Source organism: Sediminihaliea albiluteola (assembly GCF_014077625.1).
Classification (GTDB): domain Bacteria; phylum Pseudomonadota; class Gammaproteobacteria; order Pseudomonadales; family Halieaceae; genus Sediminihaliea; species Sediminihaliea albiluteola.
Genome location: NZ_JACFXU010000014.1, coordinates 69,732 through 92,727, shown reverse-complemented (window position 1 = coordinate 92,727; position 22,996 = coordinate 69,732). Strand labels below are relative to the sequence as shown.

Here is a 22,996-nt window from a genome sequence, read left to right as displayed (position 1 = left end):
AATTAAGCCCTTGGCCATGGCCTTGCTGATCGTGTTATCAGCGCTGGGGATGAACACCCCAACGCTGGCTCAAGAATATATGGTCAATTTGAAAGAGACCGATATTCAGGAGCTGATCAAGTTTGTGGCCGAGGCCACTGAAACCACCATCGTGGTTGACCCTGCCGTAAAGGGCAAAGTGAAGGTGGTGTCCTCCAAGCCGGTGAGTCGCAGCGAGCTCTACGATCTTTTTCTGTCCATCCTAGAAGTTCATGGTTATACCGCGGTGCGCTCCGGTGGGGTGGTGCGGGTGATTCAGAGCAAGGATGCGCGTTCGGCGCCAGTAGCGGTGCGTGCTATTGCGGCTCGTGGCGGCAATGACGAGTACGTGACCCAAGTGATGAAGTTGGAGAATATTTCCGCGGCGAAGTTGATTCCAGTGTTGCGTCCTTTGGTACCACAGCAGGCACATATGGCTGCCTATGCCCCTAGTAACGCGATTATTATCTCTGATATTGCTTCAAATATTGATCGCATCAGCGAGATTATCCAGCGCATGGATCGCTCGGCTGTGCAGGAAACAAATATCATTAAGCTGAAATACGGGGTGGCCGAGGACGTTGTGCGGATGCTCAATCAGCTGAGTGAGTCCGAGGCCAAAAAGAACGGGGGTGCTGATTCGGAAGTTTTGCTGGTAGCCGATGCCCGGACCAATAGTGTGCTAATTAGCGCGGATGAGTTAGAGAGCGCTAGATTGCGCCGTTTGATCAATCACTTGGATACGCCGCTAGAGCAGAGCGGCAATGTAAAAGTGGTGTATTTGGAGTACGCCAAGGCCGATGAAATTGCCGAAGTGCTTAGCCGCGTCATGCAAAATATTGGCCGCTTAGACGCGGAGGGTAAAAACGCTCAGCAGGCTGCTGGCAGTTCGACGATTGAAGCAGATCCGGGCACTAACGCCTTGATTATTACTGCCGCTAACGATGAGATGGCCGCTTTAGAGGCGGTGATTCGGCGCCTCGATATTCGCCGTGCCCAGGTCTTGGTAGAGGCCATCATTGTGGAGATGGAGGTCAAAGATGCGGAAGACCTCGGCTTGCAGTGGCTGTTCGCCAACGACGATGGCGCCTTTGGCGGCAATGTCACCAAGGGTGATGGCCGTTTAAGCAATATCGGCGGAGCTATTCTAAACCCCAACAATGAAGTTGATAACTCGAGCACTACTGGTGATTTTAATGTGGGTGCTTTGGCGGGTGCGCTGGCCGGAACTGACGGTGTGACCATGGGTTGGGGCACGATCAGCAACAACTTGTCGATGACGGTGATTCTCAATGCATTGAAGGAGCAATCCAACGCCAACATTCTGTCCACGCCGAGCCTGCTGACCCTGGATAACCAAGAGGCCTATATTACTGTGGGTCAGAGCGTGCCTTTTGTCACTGGCTCGTATTCTAATACCGGTGGCGGTGGTAACGGTGCGCAGAACCCCTTCCAGACTATTGAGCGTGAGAACGTGGGCATCACCTTGAAAGTGACCCCGCATATTAATGAAGGCGATTCCGTGGTGTTGGATATCTCTCAGGAAGTATCCAGTTTGAGTAATTCTGCGGCGACCCTGCGGGCATCGGATCTCATTACCAACGAGCGTAAATTGCAGACTAAGGTGTTGGCGACAAACAATCGGGTGGTGGTGCTTGGTGGTTTGATTAAAGACAATGTGCAAGATGGTACGCAAAAAGTGCCGCTACTAGGCGATATACCGATTTTGGGCCGCCTATTTCGCTCCGATGCAGTATCCGTGGTTAAGACCAATCTATTGATTTTTATTCGTCCGACCATTATCCGTGATGACCGGGAGTTGGCTGGCGCCACGGCGGATAAATACCGTTTTATCCGCGAGCAGCAGCAGGCCCGAAAAGATCGCGGGCTGATGTTCCTCGACGATGAATACGTGCCGGTACTACCGCAGTGGGAAGAGCAGATTCAACAACTGGAGGAGATCCGAGCGCAGAGCGCAGCGACAGTGGAGGGCGAATAATGGTGAGGCCCGATCTAGAGCTAGAAGCAGTACTAGAGAGTGACGCAGAGGCCCTTGTCGTGCCAGAGAGCGAAGCAGGAAAAGGCCTACCCTTTAGCTTTGCCAAGCTCCACGGAGTGTTGTTGGATCGGGAAGACGAGCCGCCGGCAGTTTACTGTCAGGCAGAGCCGCCACTGCAAGTAATGATTGAGCTGCAGCGCTTTTTAGCAGGTGGTTTTACCCTCAAAACGGTCAGTGCTGGTGAGTTCCAGCGCCGCCTAACGCTCGCTTACCAGCGGGGTAACAACGAGGCGCTGCAGATGGCTGAGGATATCAGCAGCGATGTGGATCTCAGTCGTTTAGCGGATGAAATTCCCGAGGCTGGGGATCTGATGGACGCTGAAGATGACGCGCCCATCATTCGTTTGATTAACGCCATACTTTCCCAAGCCGTACGTGAGAAAGCTTCGGACATTCACGTCGAGACCTTTGAGGACCGACTCAGTGTGCGCTACCGTATTGATGGCGTGTTGTCAGAGGTTCTATCACCAAAGCGTATGCTCGCTCCACTGCTGGTGTCGCGTTTGAAAGTAATGGCTAAGCTGGACATCGCAGAGAAGCGAGTCCCTCAAGATGGACGTATTTCAGTGCGACTGGCCGGCCACGCGGTTGATATTCGGATGTCGACCATTCCATCGGCTCACGGTGAGCGAGTGGTGCTGCGCCTGTTAGATAAGCAGGCGGGGCAATTGCAGTTAGAGCAGCTGGCGATGAATCCCCAGGTGCTGGGTGCCTACCAAAAGTCTCTGCGTAGCCCGCACGGTATTATTTTAGTTACTGGGCCAACGGGCTCAGGTAAAACCACCACGCTCTATGCCGGCTTGTCCCATATTAATCAGACCACGCGCAATATCCTCACCATTGAAGACCCCATTGAGTACATGCTGCCAGGTGTTGGACAGACCCAAGTGAATACCAAGGTAGATATGACCTTTGCTCGGGGTTTGCGCGCCATTCTGCGGCAGGACCCCGATGTGGTGATGGTGGGGGAAATTCGCGACCTAGAGACCGCCGAGATTGCGGTGCAGGCATCACTCACCGGCCACCTAGTACTGTCAACACTGCATACCAATACGGCTATTGGCGCAGTGACGCGCCTGCAAGACATGGGTATTGAGCCCTTCTTACTGTCCTCAAGTCTGCTGGCAGTTATGGCTCAGCGTTTGGTGCGTCTCCTGTGCCCAGATTGTAAGGAAAGCTACCAGCCAGGGTCCTCGGAACTGCAATTGCTGAACTTGTCAGCAGCAGAGTCCAAGGATTTGCTGCTCTACCGCGGGCAGGGCTGTGAGCGCTGTAATTTCAGTGGTTATCGCGGCCGCACCGGGATCTACGAACTGATTGAAGTCGATGATGTCCTGCGCCTAATGATTCACGAGGGAGCCAGCGAGCAGCGCATGCTAGCCGAGGCTCGCAAGCATTATCCCGGCATTGAGTTCGATGGTCGCAGCCGAATATTGGCCGGTGATACCAGTCTTGAAGAAGTGCTGCGGGTGACCACGGTCAATTAGTGTTTATCCCATGCCACAACAACAGCTAACAACTACGCTATCTACAGCGAGCGCTGGACGCAGCTCTACTATTGCTACTGAGCATTGTAATCTACAGCGCCCCTGGCCAAGAGCCTCAGATGGGGAGAGTTTAAGGCCATGACCGCCTATCGCTATAAAGCACTAAACGCTACAGGCAAGCTGGTTAAAGGCGTTTTAGAGGGAGATTCTGAGCGTCAGATTCGCAGCCAGCTGCGGGCTCAAAAACTTCGCCCGGTAGAGGTAGCTGTCGCCAACCGCCAAACTGCAGGTAATCAGCCGCGCTGGCAGCTGGCGCTGTTTAAGCCGCGCATTAGCGTGGCAGAACTGGCCATGGTGACGCGGCAGTTAGCCACCCTAGTACAATCTGGTTTGCCGCTGGATGAGTGTCTGCAAGCTGCCGCCGAGCAAAGCCGCAAAGCGCGTACTAAAGCACTGCTATTGCAGCTGCGCTCGCGAGTATCTGAAGGGCATACCTTGGCCTATGCTATGGCTGAGTTTCCGCTGGTCTTTAACGACATGTATCGAGCCATGGTCAAGGCCGGTGAGCATGCGGGTTTCCTCGGCCCAGTCCTAGAGCAGCTGGCAGATTATAACGAGCAGCGTCAATACACTGCACAAAAGCTTAAGATGGCGATGATCTATCCGCTGATCTTAATTGCGGTGGCGGTGGCCGTGGTGGTGGCCTTAATGGTGTTTGTGGTGCCGGAGCTGGTTGGCATTTTTTCTCACTCAAAGCGTGAGTTACCGCTCTTAACCCGTGCACTGATTAGTACCTCGGATTTTTTCCGTGATTATGTATTGTGGTTAATCGCGCTGTTGATTGCGCTGTTTATCGCGCTGCGGCATGTTCTACGTAAGCCCGCGCGGCGCAAAGGCTGGCACAGGCTGTTGCTGCGTATGCCGGGTATTTCTCGGCTTCTTACGGCCATGGATACAGCTCGCTTTGCCTCTACCTTGAGTATCTTGATGGCCAGTGGCGTGCCGCTTTTAGAGGCACTGAGGATTGCTGGGCAAGTACTGACTAATTTAGTCCTGCGTGAGGATAGCGGCGTGGTGGCAGATCGGGTACAGGAAGGTAGTAGCCTCAATCGTGCCTTGCGCGAAAGTGGCCGCTTTCCTCCCATGATGGTGCACATGGTCGCTAGTGGTGAAACCAGTGGCGAACTGGAAACGATGCTGCAGCGCTCGGCGAACAACCAAGAGCGCGAGTTAGAGATGACGCTGGGCACGATGATGAGTCTGCTGGAGCCACTGTTGGTGGTGTTTATGGGGGTGATGGTATTGAGTATTGTGCTGGCCATTCTATTGCCGATTTTCGATTTAAATACGATGGTGAGATAGCTTTATGAAAACAGCAGGGCTGCAAGCTGCGCACAGGGGTTTTTCCTTAGTGGAAATCCTTGTGGTGCTGGTGATTATGGGACTTTTAATCAGCGTGGTAGCACCGACAGTGCTCAATCGTGCCGATGAGGCGCGGGTACAAAAAGTCTACGCCGACTTCAAATCAATCGAGACCGCGCTGAAGATTTACCGCCTCGATAATTACGTCTACCCCACAACAGAACAGGGCTTAAGTGCACTGGTAGAGCCAAGCACCTTGGCTCCTGAGCCACGCAATTTCAAACAGGGTGGTTATCTCGCGGAAGTGCCCCATGATCCCTGGGGGCGGCCCTACCTGTATATGAGCCCAGGTGAGCACGGTGAGGTGGATATCTATTCCCTGGGTGCCGATGGCCTGTCAGGTGGCGAAGGTCAAAACGCAGATCTAGGTAACTGGAAGGCGCAGGACTAAGGCGATGCTGCTGCGCCAGCGGGGTTTCAGTTTACTGGAGTTATTGGTGGCGCTGTTTGTGGTGGTTTTGGTCACTTCGCTGGCGACGCTTAATGTCGGTTCTGGTGGCCAAGATCTACAGCTGGAATCGCAGCTGCGATCACTGGCTGACATCAATACTCTTGCCGCCGACGAGGCGCAGATGAGCGGTCGCGATTACGGCCTGCTGTTACAACAGCTAAACCTTAGGGGAGAGCGAGTGTATCGCTACAGCTGGCGCGAGCGCCGCGAGGAGGCTTGGCGTCAGCCCAGCAGTGGCCATGAGGTATTCGCTGAGCGAGATTTACCTCCGACAGTAGATCTCGAGTTGTCGCTGGAAGGGCAACTCGATAGTGAATTCCACCTCGGCGAGGATGTCGGCCAAGCGAAACCGCAAGTGATCTTTTATGCCAGTGGTGAGGTGAGCCCCGGTGTACTGACTGTCCGTCAGCGCAGTGATGCCGCTGTGCTGTGGCGTCTGAAGTGGGACTTGTTAGGGCGCAGTGAGCTACTGCCTAGGGGCGAAGCTCTCGATCCTTCAGAGTCAAGCGCTAGCGCGCAATTTCGACGAGGCCAGAGGGATGGCTAGGCAGAACTATGCTCAATAAGAGGGGAGCAGGCTTTACATTAGTCGAGGTGATGGTGGCGCTAGCGGTAGTTGCTATTGCCCTGCCGGCCCTAGTGATGTCACTTTATTATCAAGTTGACGGCACGGAGCACTTGCGCGACAAGGCCTTGGCGCAAATGGTGGCGTCCAATAAGTTGGCTGAATTACGTCTCTTATCTCAAGCCCGTCAGAGCTTGCTAAAAGGCAGTGATAACGGCCAGGCCACACTGGCGGGTCGTCAGTGGTCTTGGCGTATTGAGAGTAGTGAAACCCCTGTTGAGGCCTTCTTCCGAGTGGAGATTACAGTTCGCGCTGGAGAAAATGTGGAGCAGGGGCCGGCACTGTACTCTTTAGTGGCCTTTATGGGGGCGGATCTCGACTCTGAAATAGGGCGCCAAGTGCCCGCGGAGGCAGGCAGTGCTGGCAGTTAAACGCGCCCCTGCAGCAGGCTTCACTCTGGTAGAAGTACTGGTGGCCTTAGCACTGACCGCGGTGATCGCTGCCGCAGCCTATACCGGTTTGTCGACAGTGATCAGCGGCGTCGAGAGTACGCGGGCAGTGGCGCAGCGCAGTTGGGAGCTCAACCGGGCGCTTATGTTCATTTCACGAGATTTGCGGCAGTTTAGTCAGCGCCCGATACGGGATGAGTTCGGTGAGTTCGAGCCAGCGCTACAGGGCGGCGCGGCGGCGCGATTTTTATTAAGCTTAACCCGCAGTGGTTGGCACAATCCCAATGGGCATCCGCGCAGTGCTCTGCAGCGAGTGAATTATCTTGTGGAAGATGATGCGCTGTGGCGTGAAAGCTATCCGGTGCTAGACCGCGCTGCCGATACTCAGCCACAACGGGTGCTGCTGCTTGATCAGGTACTTGACTTGCAGCTGCGTTTTTTAGCAGACCTTGGCCAGCTTCAGTCATCGAGTACTGCGACCGAAGTTGATACTCGTGATTGGCCTGATTCCTGGGTGGCAAATCCGGGGGAGCCCGCGGCGCAGTTAGCAGCGCCGCTTGCCCTAGAGTTGCGTTTGGAGCTGGCAGACTGGGGTGAGGTGAAGCGTTTGTATGTCTTACCGCCGCTGTAAACAGGCCAGGGGCTGTTCTCCCCGGCGCCAAGGTGGTGCGGCGCTGGTCATCGCGCTGCTCATTTTTGGCCTCTGCGCCGCCTTGATGGTGGCGATGAAAAGTGAATTTGAGTTGTTTTACCAGCGCAGCTCAAATACTTTGTTAGCTGAACAGAGCCTTGCTTATTTGCGTGGCGCGGAAGAGTTGGCAGCACTGGCTCTAAAGCTAGATTACGATATTGATAATAATCGCCAGCGGCCCCGTGATGACCTCGGTGAGCTTTGGGCGCAGCCCAGCACGCCCTACCCCCTTGATGAGGGGGGCATGCTGCAAGGTCATCTAGAGGATTTACAGGGGCGATTTAATCTCAACAACCTGCAAGGTAATGCGCCGGGGGAGAAGGACGATGATGGCCGTGCCAGCCTTCGTTTTACGCCACAGCAGGCCCAGTTTGTACGTTTGTTGCAGAGTTTCGAGGAGCCGGCGCTGAGTCGGCAAGAAGCGATTATGGTGACTCAGTCCCTGCGGGACTGGCTCGACGCCGACAGTGTGCCCCAAGCCTATGGTGCTGAAGACGATTATTACTATGCCCAGACACCGTCCTACCGCGCCGCTAACCGCGCTTTGGCGAGTGTCAGCGAGCTGCGCGCTGTAGCGCATGTGACTCCTGAATTATATTTAGCTCTACGTCCCTGGGTCACAGTGCTGCCGCCGGGCACGAAACTGAACATTCATACCGCTCCGGCGCAGCTGTTGCGCTCATTGGGTAGCGCTGATGATTTACTGCCACTGCCAGCAGATGAAGTGCAGGCCTTGGTCGAGCTGCGACAGGAAGTGGGTTTTAGTGACCTCAATGATTTTCTTGATCAGCCCCTGTTTGACTCAAAGGCACGAGAGGAACTCAAGACATTACTGGGCGAGCAGTCCTCCTATTTTCTACTCACTGCGGTGGTGGAAGTTGCCGACCGCACAACGCGATTGTACAGTGTGCTGCATCGTAATCAGCGCCGTGTGGAGGTGCTGGCGCGCTCGACGGGTGAGTTATAGGGGCTTAACAGTCTGGATTCCCCAGCGGCTGTTAATTAACTGGGATTGGAGAAGCGCTTTTGCACAACTTTGCCGTGATACGGCTAATTGATGAAGAGTTGGTTTGGTACCCGCCCGGAGCGGGGAATGAGTGCCGTCCCCTCGATAGCCCAGAAGCGCTGCAAGCCTTGCGCGATCTTGTCGCACAGCAGCGGCTAACACTGTGTTTTGCAGCTCCAGCACGGTCGCTCCGTTTGCTCGAAATGGATATCAGCGCTGAGGAAAAAAAGCACTTCAATCAATCCTTGCCCTTTATGCTAGAAGAACAGGTTGCCGAGGACATCGATGGCCTGCATTTTGCTGCCGCGCCTCTCGATGGTCTGCGCTATGGCGTTGCGCTTTGTCGGCGCGAGGCGATGGACACTTGGCAGCAGCTGTTAGCTGATTTGGGCCTAGTTAATCAGTGGCTGCCAGAGCCTCTATTATTGCCCCGAAAAACTGGTGAATGGTGTCTCCTATTAGAAGCTGAGCAGGCGATACTGCGCAGCGGCGACTGCCAGGGCTTTGGCTGTGAGCGGCAGCAACTGCCGATGTTACTTGAGGCCGCAGTACGGGAGTCTGCCCCTGAGTCATTGATTGTTTATGGCAGTGATCAAGCGGCTGATTGCGCTTTAATACCCAGTGAACTGCATGACAAGCTGCAGTGGCGCCGCGGGAATTTGTGCAGTGCATTGCTGTTGGTAAAAAATCTTCCGACTTTAAACTTGCGTCAAGGTGACTATGCAGCACGCCTGCCTTTGCAGCGCTGGTGGCGTGAATGGCGCTTGATAGCCAGTGTTTTTGCCGCGGTATTCTGTTTACAGCTATTGGCCACTTATATGGAGTATCGCGCAGCCAGTGCAGAGAACTTAGCTTTGCGCAGTGCCCGGGAAGCTAGCTATCGCCAAGCTTACCCCCAGGGCGCAATTGTCGACCCCGAAAAACAACTGCAACGACAGTTAGATAGTATGCGTGGCAGCAGTCACAGTGGCGGTTTTGTGACGCTGATGGAGCGCGTGGGGAAAGTGTTAAGTCAGGAAACTGGCACGCTGTTGGGGAGTATCAATTATAACGATCGCAGTGCCGAAATGCGGATGAATATTGTCGCCCAAGACTTTCAAAGCGTAGAGCGAGTGCGCGCGGCGCTCAATGCGAATGGCTTAGTGGCGACGATGGAAAGCAGCAGTGCTCAAAGTGACGGCGTGCGGGCTCGGATTCGAGTGGGTACGCGGGGATGAAGACTTGGTTTGAACGCCTCAAGCCACGGGAGCAGCTGAGTTTGCTGCTACTGGCGCTAGTGCTGCTGTTGTACTTCTCCTATTACTTACTCTGGTCGCCCTTGGCTGATAAACGAGCACAGATGGAAGCGCGCAATGCCTCCGTGGCAGTGTCCCTGCAACGGGTTGACGCCATGGTTTCTGAAATCATGCAGCTGCGCAGCAATGGCGACCTGGGTAATACGCGTCGCAACCTGACTTCCGTGGTGAATCAGAGTACTGCCGCTGCCGGGCTCTCGGTCAGCCGTATGCAACCTAATAGTCGCGGTGAAATTCAAGTGCGCTTGGAAGGCGCGCCCTTTGGCGCCCTGATGAGCTGGTTACACGATATTGAGTACACTCAGTCACTGTTGCTACGTGAAGTATCGATTACTCAGGCTGGTGCCGGTGGTCGAGTAAATGCCACCGTTCGTATTGCTCAAGGGGCCTAAAGAGTGCGGCGCTACTTTCCCATTACCGTCGCTCTACTGTTGTTTTTATTAGTGCTGCTAGTGCTCAAAGCACCAGCTCGCCTACTGCCAGCACTACTGCCAAGCGAGCAAGTGATTTTACAGGGCCTAAGTGGCAGCGTATGGCGGGGGCAATCTAGTCGTAGTTTATTGCGTATTGGCAATAATGCTTATGTACAATTGGGCCACCTGCAGTGGCGATTACGGCCTTGGTCCTTGCTGCTCCTATCGCCGACTGTTGAACTTGAGAGTCGCTGGGGTGAGCAGCGCATCAGCGCTAATGTGGCAATACACTCTGGCGAGGACTTTGAGTTGCAGGCTCTTGATGCCAATATCAATGCCGAGTTGCTGAAGCACTTGGCACCGCTTGCGCTCGATGGCCGGCTGTCATTGCAGATTGCTCAGCTTCGCCTACAGCAGGGATGGCCAGCAGGTGGAGAGGGACGCTTGGTATGGCAGCAGGCTGTCTGGTCTGCCCCCCGAGGGCGCTTACCCTTGGGCAGTTATGTGCTGGAGTTTAAGCAGGCTGACGCAGATGCTGCGCTCAGTGCTGAAGTCTTAACCCTCAGCGGTCCGCTGCAAGCAGAGGGCAGCATGACGCTAAAACAGCAGATCTATGCGCTGGACCTGAATATTACAGCTGAGGGTGGTTTAGACCCCAGTCTGCGAGATGCGCTCTCGCTGGTGGCGACGCCACAGGCTGAGGGCTTTCATTTGAAAATAAATGGTGCCTTAGCGGCACTGAAGTAAACAGCTGCCGCAGGGTGAGAGCTTGTGCGGCTGCCTATATCAATAAAACAGGGGGCTCTACTATGTCCAATGATAATTTTCGTCAGTATGAATGCGTTATCTGTGGCCTTATTTATGATGAGGCCGAGGGTATACCCGATGCTGGGATTGCCGCGGGAACTCGCTGGGAGGATATTCCTGAGGACTGGGAGTGTCCGGATTGCGGCATTGGCAAAGAAGATTTTGATCTGCTTGAAGCCTGAGAATGGTCACAAGCTAAGCCGTGAGCTGTGTGCGCGCTTTGATGTAGACTGGCCCAGAGTCGCGGCTTTCAGTTCCAAATAAGAAATATCGCTGGAGTATAATTAGATGGCAGTAGCGAGCGGAGAACATTGGTCCTCCCGATTTACCTTCCTTATGGCTTCGGTGGGTTTTGCCGTTGGTCTGGGCAATATTTGGCGATTTCCCTATGTGACAGGTGAAAATGGCGGAGCGGCCTTTGTGATCGTTTACCTCGCCTGTGCTTTTTTCATTGGGGTCCCTGTTTTAATTGCTGAGTTAATGATTGGGCGCCGCGGGCAGGGTAGTCCACCGCAGGCGATGGCGGCTGTTGCAAAGGAGAGCCAGCGCAGTCGCAGATGGCGCTGGGTAGGTGGCATGGGGCTGCTGGCCGCATTTACCATTGAGATTGTTTATGCCGGCGTTGTGGGCTGGGTATTGTGGTACCTCTATAAAGCGATAAGCACTGGCTTTGTGGGTATCGATGGCGCTCTTGCTAATGCGGAATTTGCCAGTGTCTTAGATGACAACTTAGGGATGTTATTTTGGACCCTGGTCGGATTAGCGATCACCGGGTTGATCATCTTTTCTGGCGTTAAAAGCGGTATTGAGCGCGCTGTCAGCATCATGATGCCTCTAATGTTTATGCTGCTGCTGGGCTTGGCAGGCTATAACTACTTAGCGGGCGGCTTTGATCAAGCCTTAGAGTATTTGTTTACCCCCGATTTCAGCAAGATTGGCCCCAGTGCAGTACTGGCAGCTATAGGCCAAGCCTTTTTCTCAATCAGTGTGGCGATGGGGGGCATGATGGTTTATGGCTCCTATTTGCCGCGCTCAGTGTCCATTAGCCAGTCAGCTCTAATCGTTGTTTGCGCTGATATGTTGGTGGCGCTGCTGGCGGGCTTAGTCATTTTTCCCGCGGTATTTAATTATGGCCTAGACCCAGCGGCTGGTGCCGGCCTGATCTTTCAGACCTTGCCGGTAGCTTTTGCTCAAATGCCGGGTGGGCACCTGTTCAGTATTCTGTTCTTCCTAATGCTGTCCGTGGCAGGTATTACTTCCATGGTCGGACTGATCGAGTGTGTAAACTCTTGGGTTGAAGGACGCTTTGGTTTTGGCCGTCATCGCAGCTCAATGATTGTGGTTGGCGCGGTAGCAGCCCTTAGTGTGCTGAGCATCCTGTCCTACAACATACTCAGTAGCTTTAATGTTTGTGGACGTAACTTTAATGACAGCATGGACTTTTTCTCCAATCAGATTTTACTGCCCCTTGGCGGCTTGGCGATAGCGGTCTTTGTCGGCTGGGCGATGAAACGCTCAGCCAGTCGCGATGAGCTAAGTGGACTGAATTCATCAACCTTCGGTGTTTGGTATTTTCTGATTCGATTTGTCGTGCCGCCGGCCCTGGCTATTATTTTTGTACTAGGTATCAGCGAGAGTCTTACTGGATCAATTTGCTAAGGCGCTAATAATACTCAACGAGGAATATAGCGATGCTGGCAACACTGAATGATCTGCTGTGGGGGCAGGTGTTGATCGTGGCGCTGATCGGCGTGGGCTTGCTCTATAGCATTGCTTCTCGGGGACTGCAGTTTCGTTACTTTGGCCGTATGTTCGGTGTGTTGCGGGGTGGCTTCAAGCACCAGCCAGGGCATGTTAGCTCTTTTCAGGCCTTGGTAGTTAGCTTGGCCGGTCGGGTTGGCAGCGGCAATATTGCCGGCGTGGCCGTAGCGATAACCTTGGGTGGCCCGGGGGCGGTTTTTTGGATGTGGGTCATTGGCCTCATGGGCATGGCCACCAGCTTCTTTGAGTGCTCACTCGCTCAATTATTCAAGCGGCGTAAAACAGACGGCAGCTATCGCGGTGGACCGGCTTATTACCTTGTCTATGGGGTTAGGCAGCGCTGGTTGGCGGTGATCTACTCCATCTTGCTATTAATTACTTTTGGTTTTGGCTTTAACGCTCTGCAGTCCTACGTTGTCGCAACTTCAGTAGAAGCCTCTTTTGGCGTACCCACTTGGATCACTGGCCTGGTGATGGTCACTTTGCTGGCCGGCGTGATCTTTGGCGGAATACAGCGCATTGCAGTGGTTTCTGAGATTGTCGTGCCCTTTATGGCACTGAGCTATCTAGTCGCTGCTTTGGTGGTGCTAGCTTTAAACTTTTCTCAGATCCCAGCGACACTATGGCACATTGTACAAAGTGCTTTTGGTTTCAGTTCCGTTGTCGGTGGCGGTTTAGGGCTGGCCCTAATGCAGGGCGTGCAGCGCGGTTTGTTTAGCAATGAGGCGGGTCTTGGCAGTGCGCCGAACGTGGCTGCTGTGGCTCAGGTACCTCATCCAGCAAACCAAGGTATTGTGCAGTCTTTCAGTGTGTTTATCGACACCGTAGTGATGTGCACCTGTACCGCCCTGATTATTTTGCTATCGGATATTTATCAGCCGGGTGCCGAGAACGTGGCGGGGGTGGCTCTCACCCAAAGTGCTTTAGCGAGTCACGTAGGCGAGTGGGGTACTAATTTTGTGGCTATAGCCTTAGTGCTATTTGGCTTTAGCTCAGTGCTCTACAACTACTACCTTGGTGAAAATAGTTTGAACTTCTTTAGTTCTGAGAACCAATGGCTGTTCAATGTGTTTCGCTGCATGGTATTGGGCCTTATTTTGTGGGGCTCCATGCAGGACCTAGCCACAGTGTTTGGCTTTGCTGATCTGACGATGGGACTTTTGGGCTTAGTGAACTTAGTCGGTTTAGTGTGGATGTTCCGTATCGGTATGCGTTTACTGCGGGACTATGATCGGCAGCTGGCCACTGGTATTGAACCCCGTTTGAATCCAGATGATTACATTGATTTGAATATCGATCCTAGCGCTTGGCGAGACTAATACTAGCGCTTTTGTAGCACAGGGCAGCGCGGCACTACACTTGCAATTAGAAGGGTGCTTACAGCAGAGGGGAGAATAGGCGGGCGATGCCCATACCTAAGTAGAAAAAGATCGACTTGTTGGCAATTTCCTCGCTGGTCACCTGACGGGATTTTTCGACGTCGTTTTCTAGCATTGTTTGCACTTGCTCACAGAAGGACTCGCAGTGGACCAGCAAGGTGATTTCGAAATTTAGCCGGAAGGAGCGGTTGTCAAAGTTGGCAGTTCCCACGCCGGCGATCTTGTTGTCCATCAGTAAGACTTTCTGGTGCATGAAGCCGCCTTGGTAACGATAGACCTTCACCCCAGCGGGCAGCAGCTCACGGGTAAAGGCCCAGTTGGCCATTGCTACCACAGGGCCATCTGGCTCGTCGGGGATAATCAGACGCACATCGACTCCACGCAGAGCGGCTAATTGCAGTGCCGACACAATACCCCGGTCTGGTACGAAATAGGGACTGGCAATCCAGATTCGAGTGCGCGCCTCCACAATCACTTGATGAAACATCAAGCTCGCTTCTTCCAAGGTGCTGACCGGGTCAGAGGCAAATACCAGTACTTTACTGTCACCGCAATGGCGCGGCTCAAGACGGTGTTCAAGTTGCAGTGGCGAGCGTGTGGCCCAGCGCCAGTCGGTGGCAAAAGTCAGCTCTGCGCCGCTGACCGCGGGACCCTCTAAGCGCGCATGAGTATCTCTCCAGAAGCCGCGTTTTTTGGTGTAGCCAAGGTATTCGTCAGCAATGTTGTGACCACCAACCCAGGCTTGCTCGCCGTCCACAACAACAATTTTGCGGTGATTACGAAAATTGAGCTGAAAGCGATTGCGAAAGCCCTGAGTGGTGTTGAAAGCCACTGCATTGACGCCAGCTTTACGCAATTTTTTGAACATCTTCGAACGCTGAAAGTTGCGGCTACCAATCTCATCAAAGAGTAGGAAAACCGCCACACCCTGTTGCGCCTTTCGCGTAAGCACGTCGGTAAAACGGCCGCCTAAGCCATCATCGCGAATAATGTAAAACTCAATAAGCACGTAGTGCTTAGCCGCTTCAATACCGGACAAGATACTGTTAAAGGTAGCCTCGCCATCAATGAGTAGCTCGACATGGTTGCCGCGAGTGGCGGGGGTGCGACTTAGATTGTAGAGGCTGTTGTAGAGTGGCAGTTCGTCGGAATAGCCAACGATAAACTGATCCATCGCATTGTGTGCTTGTTTTAATAGCTGCGAAGTTTGATCGCGAATCGCTTCTCTTTTTTCTAGGTAACCGGCAAATTTATTGCGTCCAAAGACCAAGTAAAAAGGCAGTGCGAGGTAGGGGATGGTGAGTAATGAAATTGCCCATGCGATTGCACCTTGGGCAGTGCGCACATTCATAGTGGCATCAATAGCCGAGGCAATCGCCATCAGGTAAAGCAACAGGGCGATTAAGGCGATCAGTTCACTGTACAGTTCCAAGTTCATACTAGCTACAGTTTAGCCTTTCTAGCACAGGAGCACACCCGCCATAGGCCTTGGATTGCTAAGGCTGTTCAGCTGGAACTTGTGCAGCTTGCTCTGGCGGTTCCGAGGGAATAAATTGGATAACCGCAAAGATGATGACTATGACTGCAAAGAGGGCTTGGAGAATTCGCTTCTTCATTCGCATCCGCATCGGGTAGTTTGACGGCGCTGTGGCGCCGTCAAAGAGCTTTAGCCTTGCTCGACGTTCTCAGGGCCCCAGTAGGCTTTCATCTTGACCACTTTGCCTTCATCGTTGAACTCAAAGACATCGATCACTTCAATGCTCATGCTCGGTCCATTAACCCTGAAAGGGAAGGCCACGGCATTGCCGGCGCAGCGGGGAGTGCCGCTCAGGGTCAGCTTGATGCCGGCACCGAGCGCTCCTTCATAAAATTTGCAGATCGCCTCCAGCCCGTGGTGCGGATCAGTACCGACAGGGTCTTCAACCACTGCGTTGTCGGCATAGAGTGAGCGAATAATGTCTAGGTCGCCTTTCTCAAATGCTTCTACGTAGCGATCTACAGCGGCCAATTTTTGTTTAGCATCCATAGCGTAAGCCTTATATATTTATTGAATTGTAGTGCTTAGGTCTAGAAGCCGCAGAGGCTAGCGTAGCGGTCCTGATGGAAACCACTGTCGCCAAGTATCTGCATTGCTACCCGAGCACGCTTTAAGAACAGGCCAATTTCTAGTTCGTCGGTGACACCAATACCACCGTGCATTTGCACAGCCTCGTTGGTAACTCGCTTAACCAGATCGTTGAGTCGAGTTTTGGCTAAGCTGGCCATTAAAGGAAGCTGCTCGGGGCTGTCATCAACACTTGATAGTGCCTGTAGGACTACCGAATGAGCCAGCTCGAGCTCGGCTTGCATGTCGGCAGCGCGATGCTGCAGGCCCTGGAAGGTACCGATGAGGACCCCAAACTGAACGCGCTCTTTGAGATAGGCGATGGTGCGCTCAAATGATTCGCGGGCTAGGCCCAGCATTTCAGCGGCCATGGCTACACGGCCGCGGTCTAGCACCTGCTCCAGTACCGGCCAAGCAGCGCCCAGCTCACCGATCACTGCGTCGGCCTCAAGGGCAACATTGTCAAATACCACATTGGCGGCATTGCGACTGTCGGCCATGATTGTGCGCTGGCACTTAAGTCCCGCAGCATCGCGCGCCACTAAGACCATAGTGAGGCCTTCAGGGTCGTTTATTTCACCAGAAGAGCGTGCGATAACCAGCAAGTGATCTGCGCTATGGCCGTCGAGCACGAAGCACTTGCTACCATTTAATAGGTAGCCGCCTTCATTGGCTGTGAGGCGTGTCTCGATGTGATGGGGTTTGTGGTGATTGCTCTCTTCTAAGGCGAGGGCCAAGGTGGTTTCACCGGCAGCAATTGCTGGCAGTAGCCGCTCTTTTTGTGCCTCGCTGGCACCGAGTAAGAGCGCTGAGGCGCCAAGCACTGCCGTGGCAAATAGGGGCGAGGCGCAAAGGGTGCGGCCTGTTTCTTCCAACACGGTGCCAAGGCCAAGAAAACCGAATTCTAAGCCGCCGTATTGCTCTGGCAGAATAATGCTCGACCAACCGAGCTCAACCATTTCTTGCCACAGCTCTGGGCTGTAGCCTAGTTCGTCGCGTTCATCGCGTAGTTTACGCAGTTCTGAAACGGGGGCGCGCTTGTTGAGGAACTCCCGTGCGGTGTCCTGTAGAAAGCGCTGTTCTTCATTTAATACCAATGCCATGATTGCTTCCTTGGGCCTTGTTAAGACTGGGGGAGTTCTAAAGCGTTTTTAGCGATAACGTTCAGCTGTACTTCTGAGGTGCCACCGGCAATCGTCAGAGTTTTTGATCCAGCCCAGAGTCGCAGTGTGTCCAGCTCTTCGGTAGTGAAGCCTTCCCCTTCCCAGCCCAAGCCCTGGCTGCCAAGAATAGCCAGTAGCAGTTCGCTCTTGACTTTCTCGGCTTCGGTGCCGAGGTATTTCATGACCAAGCCTGCGGCACTGCGAATGCCCGCGCTGCGCTCTTCAAAGCCGCGCATATGGGTGAGGCCAATAGCGTGCATTTGCATTTGATAGCGAGTTAAAGCACGGCGCAGTTCGGGGTCGGCAATTTTACCCTGGTCAAAGTCGAGATACTCGCGCGCAGCGGCTACGGGGTCGAGTACTTTGCGGGGCGATTCGCTGCCCAGCTCAGACATCAGCTTGCGCTCGTGTACTAGCAGAGCTTTAGCGATAGACCAGCCCTTGTTGAGCTCGCCAACGAGGTTCTCTTTGGGTACTTTTACGTTGTCGAAGAAGGTCTGGCAGAATTCTGATTCGCCGCTGATCAGCTCGATCGGTGTGGTGCTAACACCCTCTGTAGCCATATCGATCAGCAGGAAGCTAATGCCTTTTTGCTTTTTGGCACTGGGGTCGGTGCGCACTAAGCAGAAAATCCAATCGGATTTATCCGCAGAAGTGGTCCAGATTTTGCTGCCATTGACTAAAAAGTGATCGCCCTTGTCTTCGGCGCGGGTTTGTAGGCTGGCTAGGTCAGAGCCAGAACCGGGCTCTGAGTAACCCTGGCACCAGCGAATTTCGCCATTGACGATGGCTCGTAAGTGTTTTTGCTTCTGTTCTTCATTGCCGTACTCAAGCAGAGCAGGGCCGAGCATCCACAAGCCGAGGCTGTAGAGGGGAGGACGAGCACCAATCTGGTTCATTTCGTCTTTTAGAGCGCGGGCCTGTTGTGCTGACAGACCGCCACCGCCATAGGCTTCGGGCCATTCTGGAGCAGTCCAGCCGCGATCACGCATGCGTTCGAACCACAGGCGGGCATCTTCACTAGCAAAGCTGGCCTGGCGGCCTCCCCAGTACTGTTCATCGGGCGTGGCCGGCGTGCGCTGGCTTTCAGGGCAGTTAGCCTCGAGCCATGCTCTTACGTCGGCACGAAAGTCCTCCAAATCGTCCACTTGCTATCTCCTAGTCATTCGGGCACAAGTTTTGCCGCGCTGTAGCCCGTAGATAAAGGGCTGCAGCTTAATAGCCGAAAAATATACGGGCAAGAACCTTATCAGTCACCCGCGTTGACAGAACAGCACAGCGTAGCATATTTAGCTAATCATTGGCTCTCGGTACAGTGCTGCGAACCGCTCTGCGTTGACCGCTTTTGCCAGGCTAGTCATGCTGTTTTATGACTCATACAAAGAAAAAGGAGCTAGGCATGCAGCGTTTTGAAAATAAAGTGGTACTGGTCACCGGTGCTGGCAGTGGTATCGGTAAGGGCAGTGCGCTGCGCATTGCCGCAGAGGGCGGTGCAATCTTCTGTGTCGACCTCAACCTAGCGGCTGCCGAAGAGACCGCTAAAGAGATTAGTGCCGCTGGCGGCACAGCGCTGGCCCAGGCTTGCGATGTTTCCAGTGAGCAGCAGGTTATCGATTGTGTGGCGGCCTGTGTAGAGCAACTAGGTAGCCTTTACGCGGTGATTAATATGGCCGGCATGCTGCGCTTTGATGACAGCCGCGAATTAGAGTTGGCCAAATGGCAGCAAATACTAGATATCAACCTGACTGGCACGATGTTGATGTGCCGTGAAGCTTTGCCGCACTTGATCAAGTCGGGGGGCAGTATTGTGAATGCCGCGTCGACCGCGGCCCTAAGTGGCCTGCCTTGTGGTGCGGCCTACTCCGCCAGCAAGGGCGGTGTTTTAGCTATGACTCGCAGTATTGCGGTGGACTATGCCAAACAGGGAGTGCGGGCTAACTGTGTTTGTCCTGGTGATATCAACTCGGGCATGACGCAGGGTATCGATTGGCCGAAGACCATGGATTTCGATTTAATGCCGCGAATTATGTCAATTAGTGGTCCCAAAAACCCCGAGGCAATTGCGGGTGTGATCGCCATGTTAGCCTCGGAGGACGCCACGCATATCACTGGCGAAGATATCAGAGTGGATGGGGGCATGCTGTCATAGCTAGTGTCTCTGGCCTCTAGTGTGAGTCGGCTAAGGTGACAGTCGCTAGGCGCTTATCGCGTCCTCGGCGCAGCTCTAGTGTCAGGCTGTCGCCGGGCTCATGCTGTTCTAGTACGCTGAGAAAGTCGTCATTGCTGCGAATCTCCCGATCGCCAATACGGGTGATCACGTCGCCGAGCATGATTTCACCGCGGGCATTGCGGTAGGCGCCGCGGATTCCCGCTGCCGCAGCTGGTGAGCCGGGGAAAACTCGTACCACGGGTAGACCTTGGATGCGGTTGCGACGAATCCAGCGGTCGCTGGCCCGCTCTATGCCCAAGCTGGGCCGCAAAATCTTGCCGTAGGCAATAAGCTGTGGCACCACATCGCGCACAGTATTGACTGGGATGGCGAAGCCGATGCCAGCGCTGGCACCGCTGGGGCTATAAATTGCCGTATTGACGCCGACCAGTTGTCCCAGGGAGTTAAGCAGAGGGCCGCCGGAGTTGCCCGGGTTGATCGCCGCATCGGTCTGAATCACCCCGCGAATCGTGCGGTTGCTAGGTGCCTTGATTTCCCGGCCGAGGGCACTGACCACGCCTGTGGTCAGGGTGGTGTCTAGGCCAAAAGGGTTGCCAATTGCCAGTACTTTGCGGCCCACGTTGAGCTCCGATGAGTCGCCAATTGGCAGCGTTACCAAATCTTTAGGCGGTTCGCTGATGCGCAGCACAGCGAGATCTTTTTCTGGTGCAATACCGACCACTTCGGCGGCGTACTCTTGTTGGTCGTGTAAGGTCACCGTGACCCGGTGAGCGCCAGCGATAACATGGAAGTTAGTCACAATCAGCCCGCTTTTATCCCACACGAAACCGCTGCCATTACCGCGGGGGATTTCGTGAATATCCAGTGAAAAGAAATCCTGTCGCAGAGTTTTATTGGTCACAAAGACCACCGCAGGGCTGGCTTTACTGAAAATCTCAGTACTATTGGCTTCGTCCTCAGTGGCAAAGCTCAGATAGTCCGCTGCAGCTGTGGCTGCAGTGCAGAGTAGGCTCAGTAGACCGGCTAGAAAGATAGTCGCTGGGGCGGGGATCAATCGCACTGCTTATTACTCCTGTTGTGAAAATTGTTCGATAAAGGCGCGAATACGCTTGGCATTAGCGCCCATATCCCCCACGCCCACGCGAGATACTGAGCGCAGGTCGATATCGCTGCCGCCGCCTGCTGCTGCTTGCAAGCGAATAACAATATCGTCTTTAAAACCCATAATGGGGGTGCTTGCGACGGCCTCAAGCTGGCCTTGCTCGGCATCCATATAGACAACTTCCCAGCCCAGAGTTTCGGCCGTTTGCCCTGCGCGCTGGTAAGCGGCCTCCACTGCTAATTGGCTGTGCACTGTGCCAATGTCGGGGTAGGCTCGGCGCTGCTGCTGGTGATTAGCCGGGTCAATTGTCAGCGGGTTGGAATCACTGCCGCGTAACAGCGGGGCATTGGTAAATACAGGGGGCTGTACTAAGTCTGTGCTGATATCGTGTATCGCTGGTCTGTCACCTTGGCCGGCCAGTGTGATCGCAAGTAGCAGGCTGCCTGGCAGGGCGCATAGCGCAGTTATTGCGAGATGTTTGCGCAGCGGCCGCAGTCGCGGCACTAGGCTCAGCGCGATGCTTAGAGCTAACAGGACTGCCGCCAACAGGCAGGCAATAGCGTAGAGCAGTAGGCCGCTTTGCCACCAACCTAGACGTACAATGACTACCGCAACAGGCAGTGCCAATGCGGCAGCGAAGCACAGTTTGCGCAGGATAATAAAACCTGGGGCTATTGCTTGAGTTGAGCTCAGCATCGATGACTCCATAGATACAACGGGAATAGCAGAGTACCGCAAGCGGGGCTGCTGGAGTAGTTCAACAGGGTAGTCATCGCCTTAGCGCAGGACTGTACTCGATTGAGCTTTGTTTGTGCATCTGCTTAACTTCCTGAGCGCAGTGCTTGGGGCTACTCAAGGCAAAACCATCATAATGACATTAGGAAGCGACACCAAGTCGCGCCGGCTTTCCCTAAACGAGGTAATACAATGGAAAAAATAATCTATCCGATGTGGCTGGCAGAGGACAGCGATAAGGATCAGTGGCGCGACCGGATGCTAGCCAATACGCTACCAGCACTGCTAGAGCATTTGGACCTGCGAGCTGCTCGGCTAACGGTGGCGGATAGTGCGGTTGACCCAGCCGCGAAAAAACGTCTGGCACGCCGTGAGCCCCTGCCTGACGCGGTGCTGTCGCTGTGGCTCGATAACGCTGGCGAACGACAGAAGTATGAAGCGCTATTGACTGATCTTTGCGAGCGCTTTGAAGCGCTGTTGGTGACCGAGTCAGAGCCCCTTCGCAATCGAGAGCAGCAGCCGGCAGCAGATGGTCGTTTGCCAGGTTTTTGCCAAGTGGTATTCCTGCAAACGCCACCGCGTTTGAGTCGCGATGAATGGCTGAGCATTTGGCAGGGTAGCCACACCTCGATAGCGATTGAAACCCAGTCGACCTTTGCCTACCGGCAAAACGTCGTAGCGCGGGTGCTAGAGACGAATGACGCTGAGTTTGCGCCGGATGCGATGATCGAGGAAAATTTTTCGGATGCGGCAATGACTTCAGATATGGTTTTTTATGCCGCCGCTGACGAAGCGGAGTTGGCGCGGCACAGCAAGATGATGATGGATAGCTGTGCGCGCTTTATCGATTTTGATCGAATCGATGTGATTCCTATGAGCGAGTATGTTTTCGGTGAGCTATTGCAGCCCTCAGCAAGTTGAGGGCTGCTGTCTATTAGGCCTTTAAGCTTAGCGCCCGGCCCCTTGCTGCAAAGCTCTGATTCGGTCCTCTAGGGGAGGGTGAGAGCTAAATAGTGCTGAAAAGCCCTGTTTGAGTTGCTCGTTGATGCCAAAGGCGGTCATTTCTGCGGGCAAATCTTGAGGCAATCCTTGTTCGGCGCGCAGGCGTTGCAGGGCTGCAATCATGGCTGCACTACCAGCGAGTCGGGCGCCTGCCGCATCAGCGCGGTACTCTCTCCAGCGAGAAAATTTGAAGACGATCATGCTGGCTAGGAAACCTAAAAGTAACTCAGCCGCTATGCTCACGACATAGTAAGCGATGCCAAAGCCCCGCTCGGTTTTAAACACCACTCGATCGACTGTATGCCCGATCACACGAGCTAAAAACATAACGAAGGTGTTCACAACGCCCTGAATGAGGGTCAGAGTAATCATATCCCCGTTGGCAACGTGGCCAATTTCGTGAGCCAAAACTGCGCGCACTTCCGCTGGTTTGAAACGCTGCAATAAACCGCTGCTCACAGCTACTAGGGCTTCATTTCTGTTCCATCCAGTGGCGAAAGCGTTGGCCGCCTCGGAGGGAAATATACCGACCTCAGGCATCCCTACACCAGCTTCTTGGGCTAACTCTGCGACGGTGTTCAGTAGCCATTGCTCTTCTCTGCTGTGCGCCTGTTCAATAATGTGAGTACCAGTGCTGCGCTTGGCCATCCATTTGGATAAGAACAGCGAAATTAACGAGCCGCCAAAGCCGAATACCGCACAAAAAATCAGTAGTGAGCTGAGGTTCAGGTCGACACCGTTTTGTGCCAAAAAGCCCTCTAGTCCAAATAGTTTGAAGATCACACTGGCCAGAATCATTACGGCCATGTTGGTCGCTAGGAAAAGCAGAATTCTCATGGTTTAGTCTCGGTCTTAAGTGGCCACAGTGTGGCGTGACAAGGTTTAACTAACGCTAGGGGATATGGCGTCAAAAAAGC

The 22,996-nt window shown here is 54.0% G+C and carries 23 protein-coding genes; 16 read left to right on the top strand and 7 right to left on the bottom strand.

From position 1 onward, the window contains the following. Window positions 1–16: 16 nt before the first annotated feature. The 14 genes from gspD (at window position 17) to H2508_RS07235 (ending at window position 13,743) form a co-directional block, all read left to right on the top strand. Window positions 17–2,017, top strand: a complete 2,001-nt coding sequence (gspD, locus tag H2508_RS07300) for a type II secretion system secretin GspD (RefSeq protein WP_182173328.1) — start codon at window positions 17–19, stop codon at window positions 2,015–2,017. Continuing rightward, window positions 2,017–3,564 carry a type II secretion system ATPase GspE gene (gspE, locus tag H2508_RS07295; RefSeq protein ID WP_182171178.1) on the top strand — a complete coding sequence of 516 codons (1,548 nt, stop codon included), beginning with the start codon at window positions 2,017–2,019 and terminating at the stop codon, window positions 3,562–3,564. Before gspD ends, gspE begins: the two co-directional genes overlap by 1 nt. 138 nt (window positions 3,565–3,702) lie before the next feature. Next, a complete protein-coding gene (gspF, locus tag H2508_RS07290; protein WP_182171175.1) occupies window positions 3,703–4,926 on the top strand; it encodes a type II secretion system inner membrane protein GspF in 1,224 nt (407 codons plus the stop codon). Between the two features lie 4 nt (window positions 4,927–4,930). Then, the gene (gene gspG, locus H2508_RS07285) at window positions 4,931–5,377 is read left to right on the top strand and encodes a type II secretion system major pseudopilin GspG (RefSeq protein ID WP_182171172.1); all 447 of its coding nucleotides are present in this window, start codon (window positions 4,931–4,933) and stop codon (window positions 5,375–5,377) included. 4 nt (window positions 5,378–5,381) lie between these two features. After that, on the top strand, window positions 5,382–5,984 hold the full coding sequence (gene gspH / locus H2508_RS07280; protein WP_182171169.1) for a type II secretion system minor pseudopilin GspH: 603 nt from the start codon (window positions 5,382–5,384) through the stop codon (window positions 5,982–5,984). A gap of 8 nt (window positions 5,985–5,992) precedes the next feature. Beyond that, on the top strand, window positions 5,993–6,433 hold the full coding sequence (gene gspI / locus H2508_RS07275; RefSeq protein ID WP_182171166.1) for a type II secretion system minor pseudopilin GspI: 441 nt from the start codon (window positions 5,993–5,995) through the stop codon (window positions 6,431–6,433). Beyond that, on the top strand, window positions 6,420–7,082 hold the full coding sequence (gspJ, locus tag H2508_RS07270) for a type II secretion system minor pseudopilin GspJ (RefSeq protein WP_328799338.1): 663 nt from the start codon (window positions 6,420–6,422) through the stop codon (window positions 7,080–7,082). The genes gspI and gspJ overlap by 14 nt, the downstream gene beginning before the upstream one ends. Continuing rightward, window positions 7,063–8,109, top strand: a complete 1,047-nt coding sequence (gene gspK, locus H2508_RS07265) for a type II secretion system minor pseudopilin GspK (RefSeq protein ID WP_182171163.1) — start codon at window positions 7,063–7,065, stop codon at window positions 8,107–8,109. Before gspJ ends, gspK begins: the two co-directional genes overlap by 20 nt. 59 nt (window positions 8,110–8,168) lie before the next feature. After that, entirely contained in the window at window positions 8,169–9,365 is a 1,197-nt protein-coding gene (gspL, locus tag H2508_RS07260; protein ID WP_182171160.1) for a type II secretion system protein GspL, read from the top strand. Next, window positions 9,362–9,835 carry a type II secretion system protein GspM gene (gene gspM / locus H2508_RS07255; protein ID WP_182171157.1) on the top strand — a complete coding sequence of 158 codons (474 nt, stop codon included), beginning with the start codon at window positions 9,362–9,364 and terminating at the stop codon, window positions 9,833–9,835. Before gspL ends, gspM begins: the two co-directional genes overlap by 4 nt. Before the next feature lie 3 nt (window positions 9,836–9,838). Further along, window positions 9,839–10,603, top strand: coding sequence for a type II secretion system protein N (locus tag H2508_RS07250; protein WP_182171154.1), 765 nt, complete (start codon window positions 9,839–9,841; stop codon window positions 10,601–10,603). Between the two features lie 62 nt (window positions 10,604–10,665). Continuing rightward, complete coding sequence (locus tag H2508_RS07245; protein ID WP_182171151.1) at window positions 10,666–10,845, top strand: rubredoxin; 180 nt, start codon at window positions 10,666–10,668, stop codon at window positions 10,843–10,845. A gap of 106 nt (window positions 10,846–10,951) precedes the next feature. Beyond that, window positions 10,952–12,322 carry a sodium-dependent transporter gene (locus H2508_RS07240; protein ID WP_182171148.1) on the top strand — a complete coding sequence of 457 codons (1,371 nt, stop codon included), beginning with the start codon at window positions 10,952–10,954 and terminating at the stop codon, window positions 12,320–12,322. A gap of 32 nt (window positions 12,323–12,354) precedes the next feature. After that, window positions 12,355–13,743: an alanine/glycine:cation symporter family protein gene (locus tag H2508_RS07235; protein ID WP_182171145.1), complete on the top strand. Its 1,389-nt coding sequence runs from the start codon at window positions 12,355–12,357 to the stop codon at window positions 13,741–13,743. A gap of 58 nt (window positions 13,744–13,801) precedes the next feature. On the opposite strand, the gene cls is transcribed toward H2508_RS07235, so the two are convergent. The 4 genes from cls to H2508_RS07215 form a co-directional block, all read right to left on the bottom strand. After that, a complete protein-coding gene (gene cls, locus H2508_RS07230; RefSeq protein ID WP_182171142.1) occupies window positions 13,802–15,241 on the bottom strand; it encodes a cardiolipin synthase in 1,440 nt (479 codons plus the stop codon). 228 nt (window positions 15,242–15,469) lie between these two features. After that, window positions 15,470–15,829: a nuclear transport factor 2 family protein gene (locus H2508_RS07225; protein ID WP_182171140.1), complete on the bottom strand. Its 360-nt coding sequence runs from the start codon at window positions 15,827–15,829 to the stop codon at window positions 15,470–15,472. 41 nt (window positions 15,830–15,870) lie between these two features. Then, window positions 15,871–17,010, bottom strand: a complete 1,140-nt coding sequence (locus H2508_RS07220; RefSeq protein ID WP_182171137.1) for an acyl-CoA dehydrogenase family protein — start codon at window positions 17,008–17,010, stop codon at window positions 15,871–15,873. A gap of 20 nt (window positions 17,011–17,030) precedes the next feature. Beyond that, window positions 17,031–18,218 carry an acyl-CoA dehydrogenase family protein gene (locus H2508_RS07215; protein ID WP_182171134.1) on the bottom strand — a complete coding sequence of 396 codons (1,188 nt, stop codon included), beginning with the start codon at window positions 18,216–18,218 and terminating at the stop codon, window positions 17,031–17,033. A 251-nt stretch (window positions 18,219–18,469) separates the two neighbouring features. Here H2508_RS07215 and H2508_RS07210 point away from each other — a divergent pair, with 251 nt between their 5' ends. Then, window positions 18,470–19,219 (top strand): SDR family NAD(P)-dependent oxidoreductase, encoded by a 750-nt coding sequence (locus tag H2508_RS07210; protein WP_182171131.1) that lies wholly within the window; start codon window positions 18,470–18,472, stop codon window positions 19,217–19,219. 16 nt (window positions 19,220–19,235) lie between these two features. On the opposite strand, the gene H2508_RS07205 is transcribed toward H2508_RS07210, so the two are convergent. Both H2508_RS07205 and H2508_RS07200 read right to left on the bottom strand, forming a co-directional pair. Further along, window positions 19,236–20,300: a S1C family serine protease gene (locus tag H2508_RS07205; RefSeq protein WP_182171128.1), complete on the bottom strand. Its 1,065-nt coding sequence runs from the start codon at window positions 20,298–20,300 to the stop codon at window positions 19,236–19,238. Between the two features lie 6 nt (window positions 20,301–20,306). Beyond that, window positions 20,307–21,038 (bottom strand): DUF1499 domain-containing protein, encoded by a 732-nt coding sequence (locus tag H2508_RS07200; protein WP_182171125.1) that lies wholly within the window; start codon window positions 21,036–21,038, stop codon window positions 20,307–20,309. Between the two features lie 231 nt (window positions 21,039–21,269). Between H2508_RS07200 and H2508_RS07195 the strand changes: the two genes are divergently transcribed. Beyond that, on the top strand, window positions 21,270–21,998 hold the full coding sequence (locus H2508_RS07195; RefSeq protein WP_182171122.1) for an EthD domain-containing protein: 729 nt from the start codon (window positions 21,270–21,272) through the stop codon (window positions 21,996–21,998). A 27-nt stretch (window positions 21,999–22,025) separates the two neighbouring features. Here the strand turns inward: H2508_RS07195 and htpX are convergent, their stop codons facing one another. Then, window positions 22,026–22,916, bottom strand: coding sequence for a protease HtpX (gene htpX, locus H2508_RS07190; RefSeq protein WP_182171119.1), 891 nt, complete (start codon window positions 22,914–22,916; stop codon window positions 22,026–22,028). Window positions 22,917–22,996 lie beyond the last annotated feature (80 nt).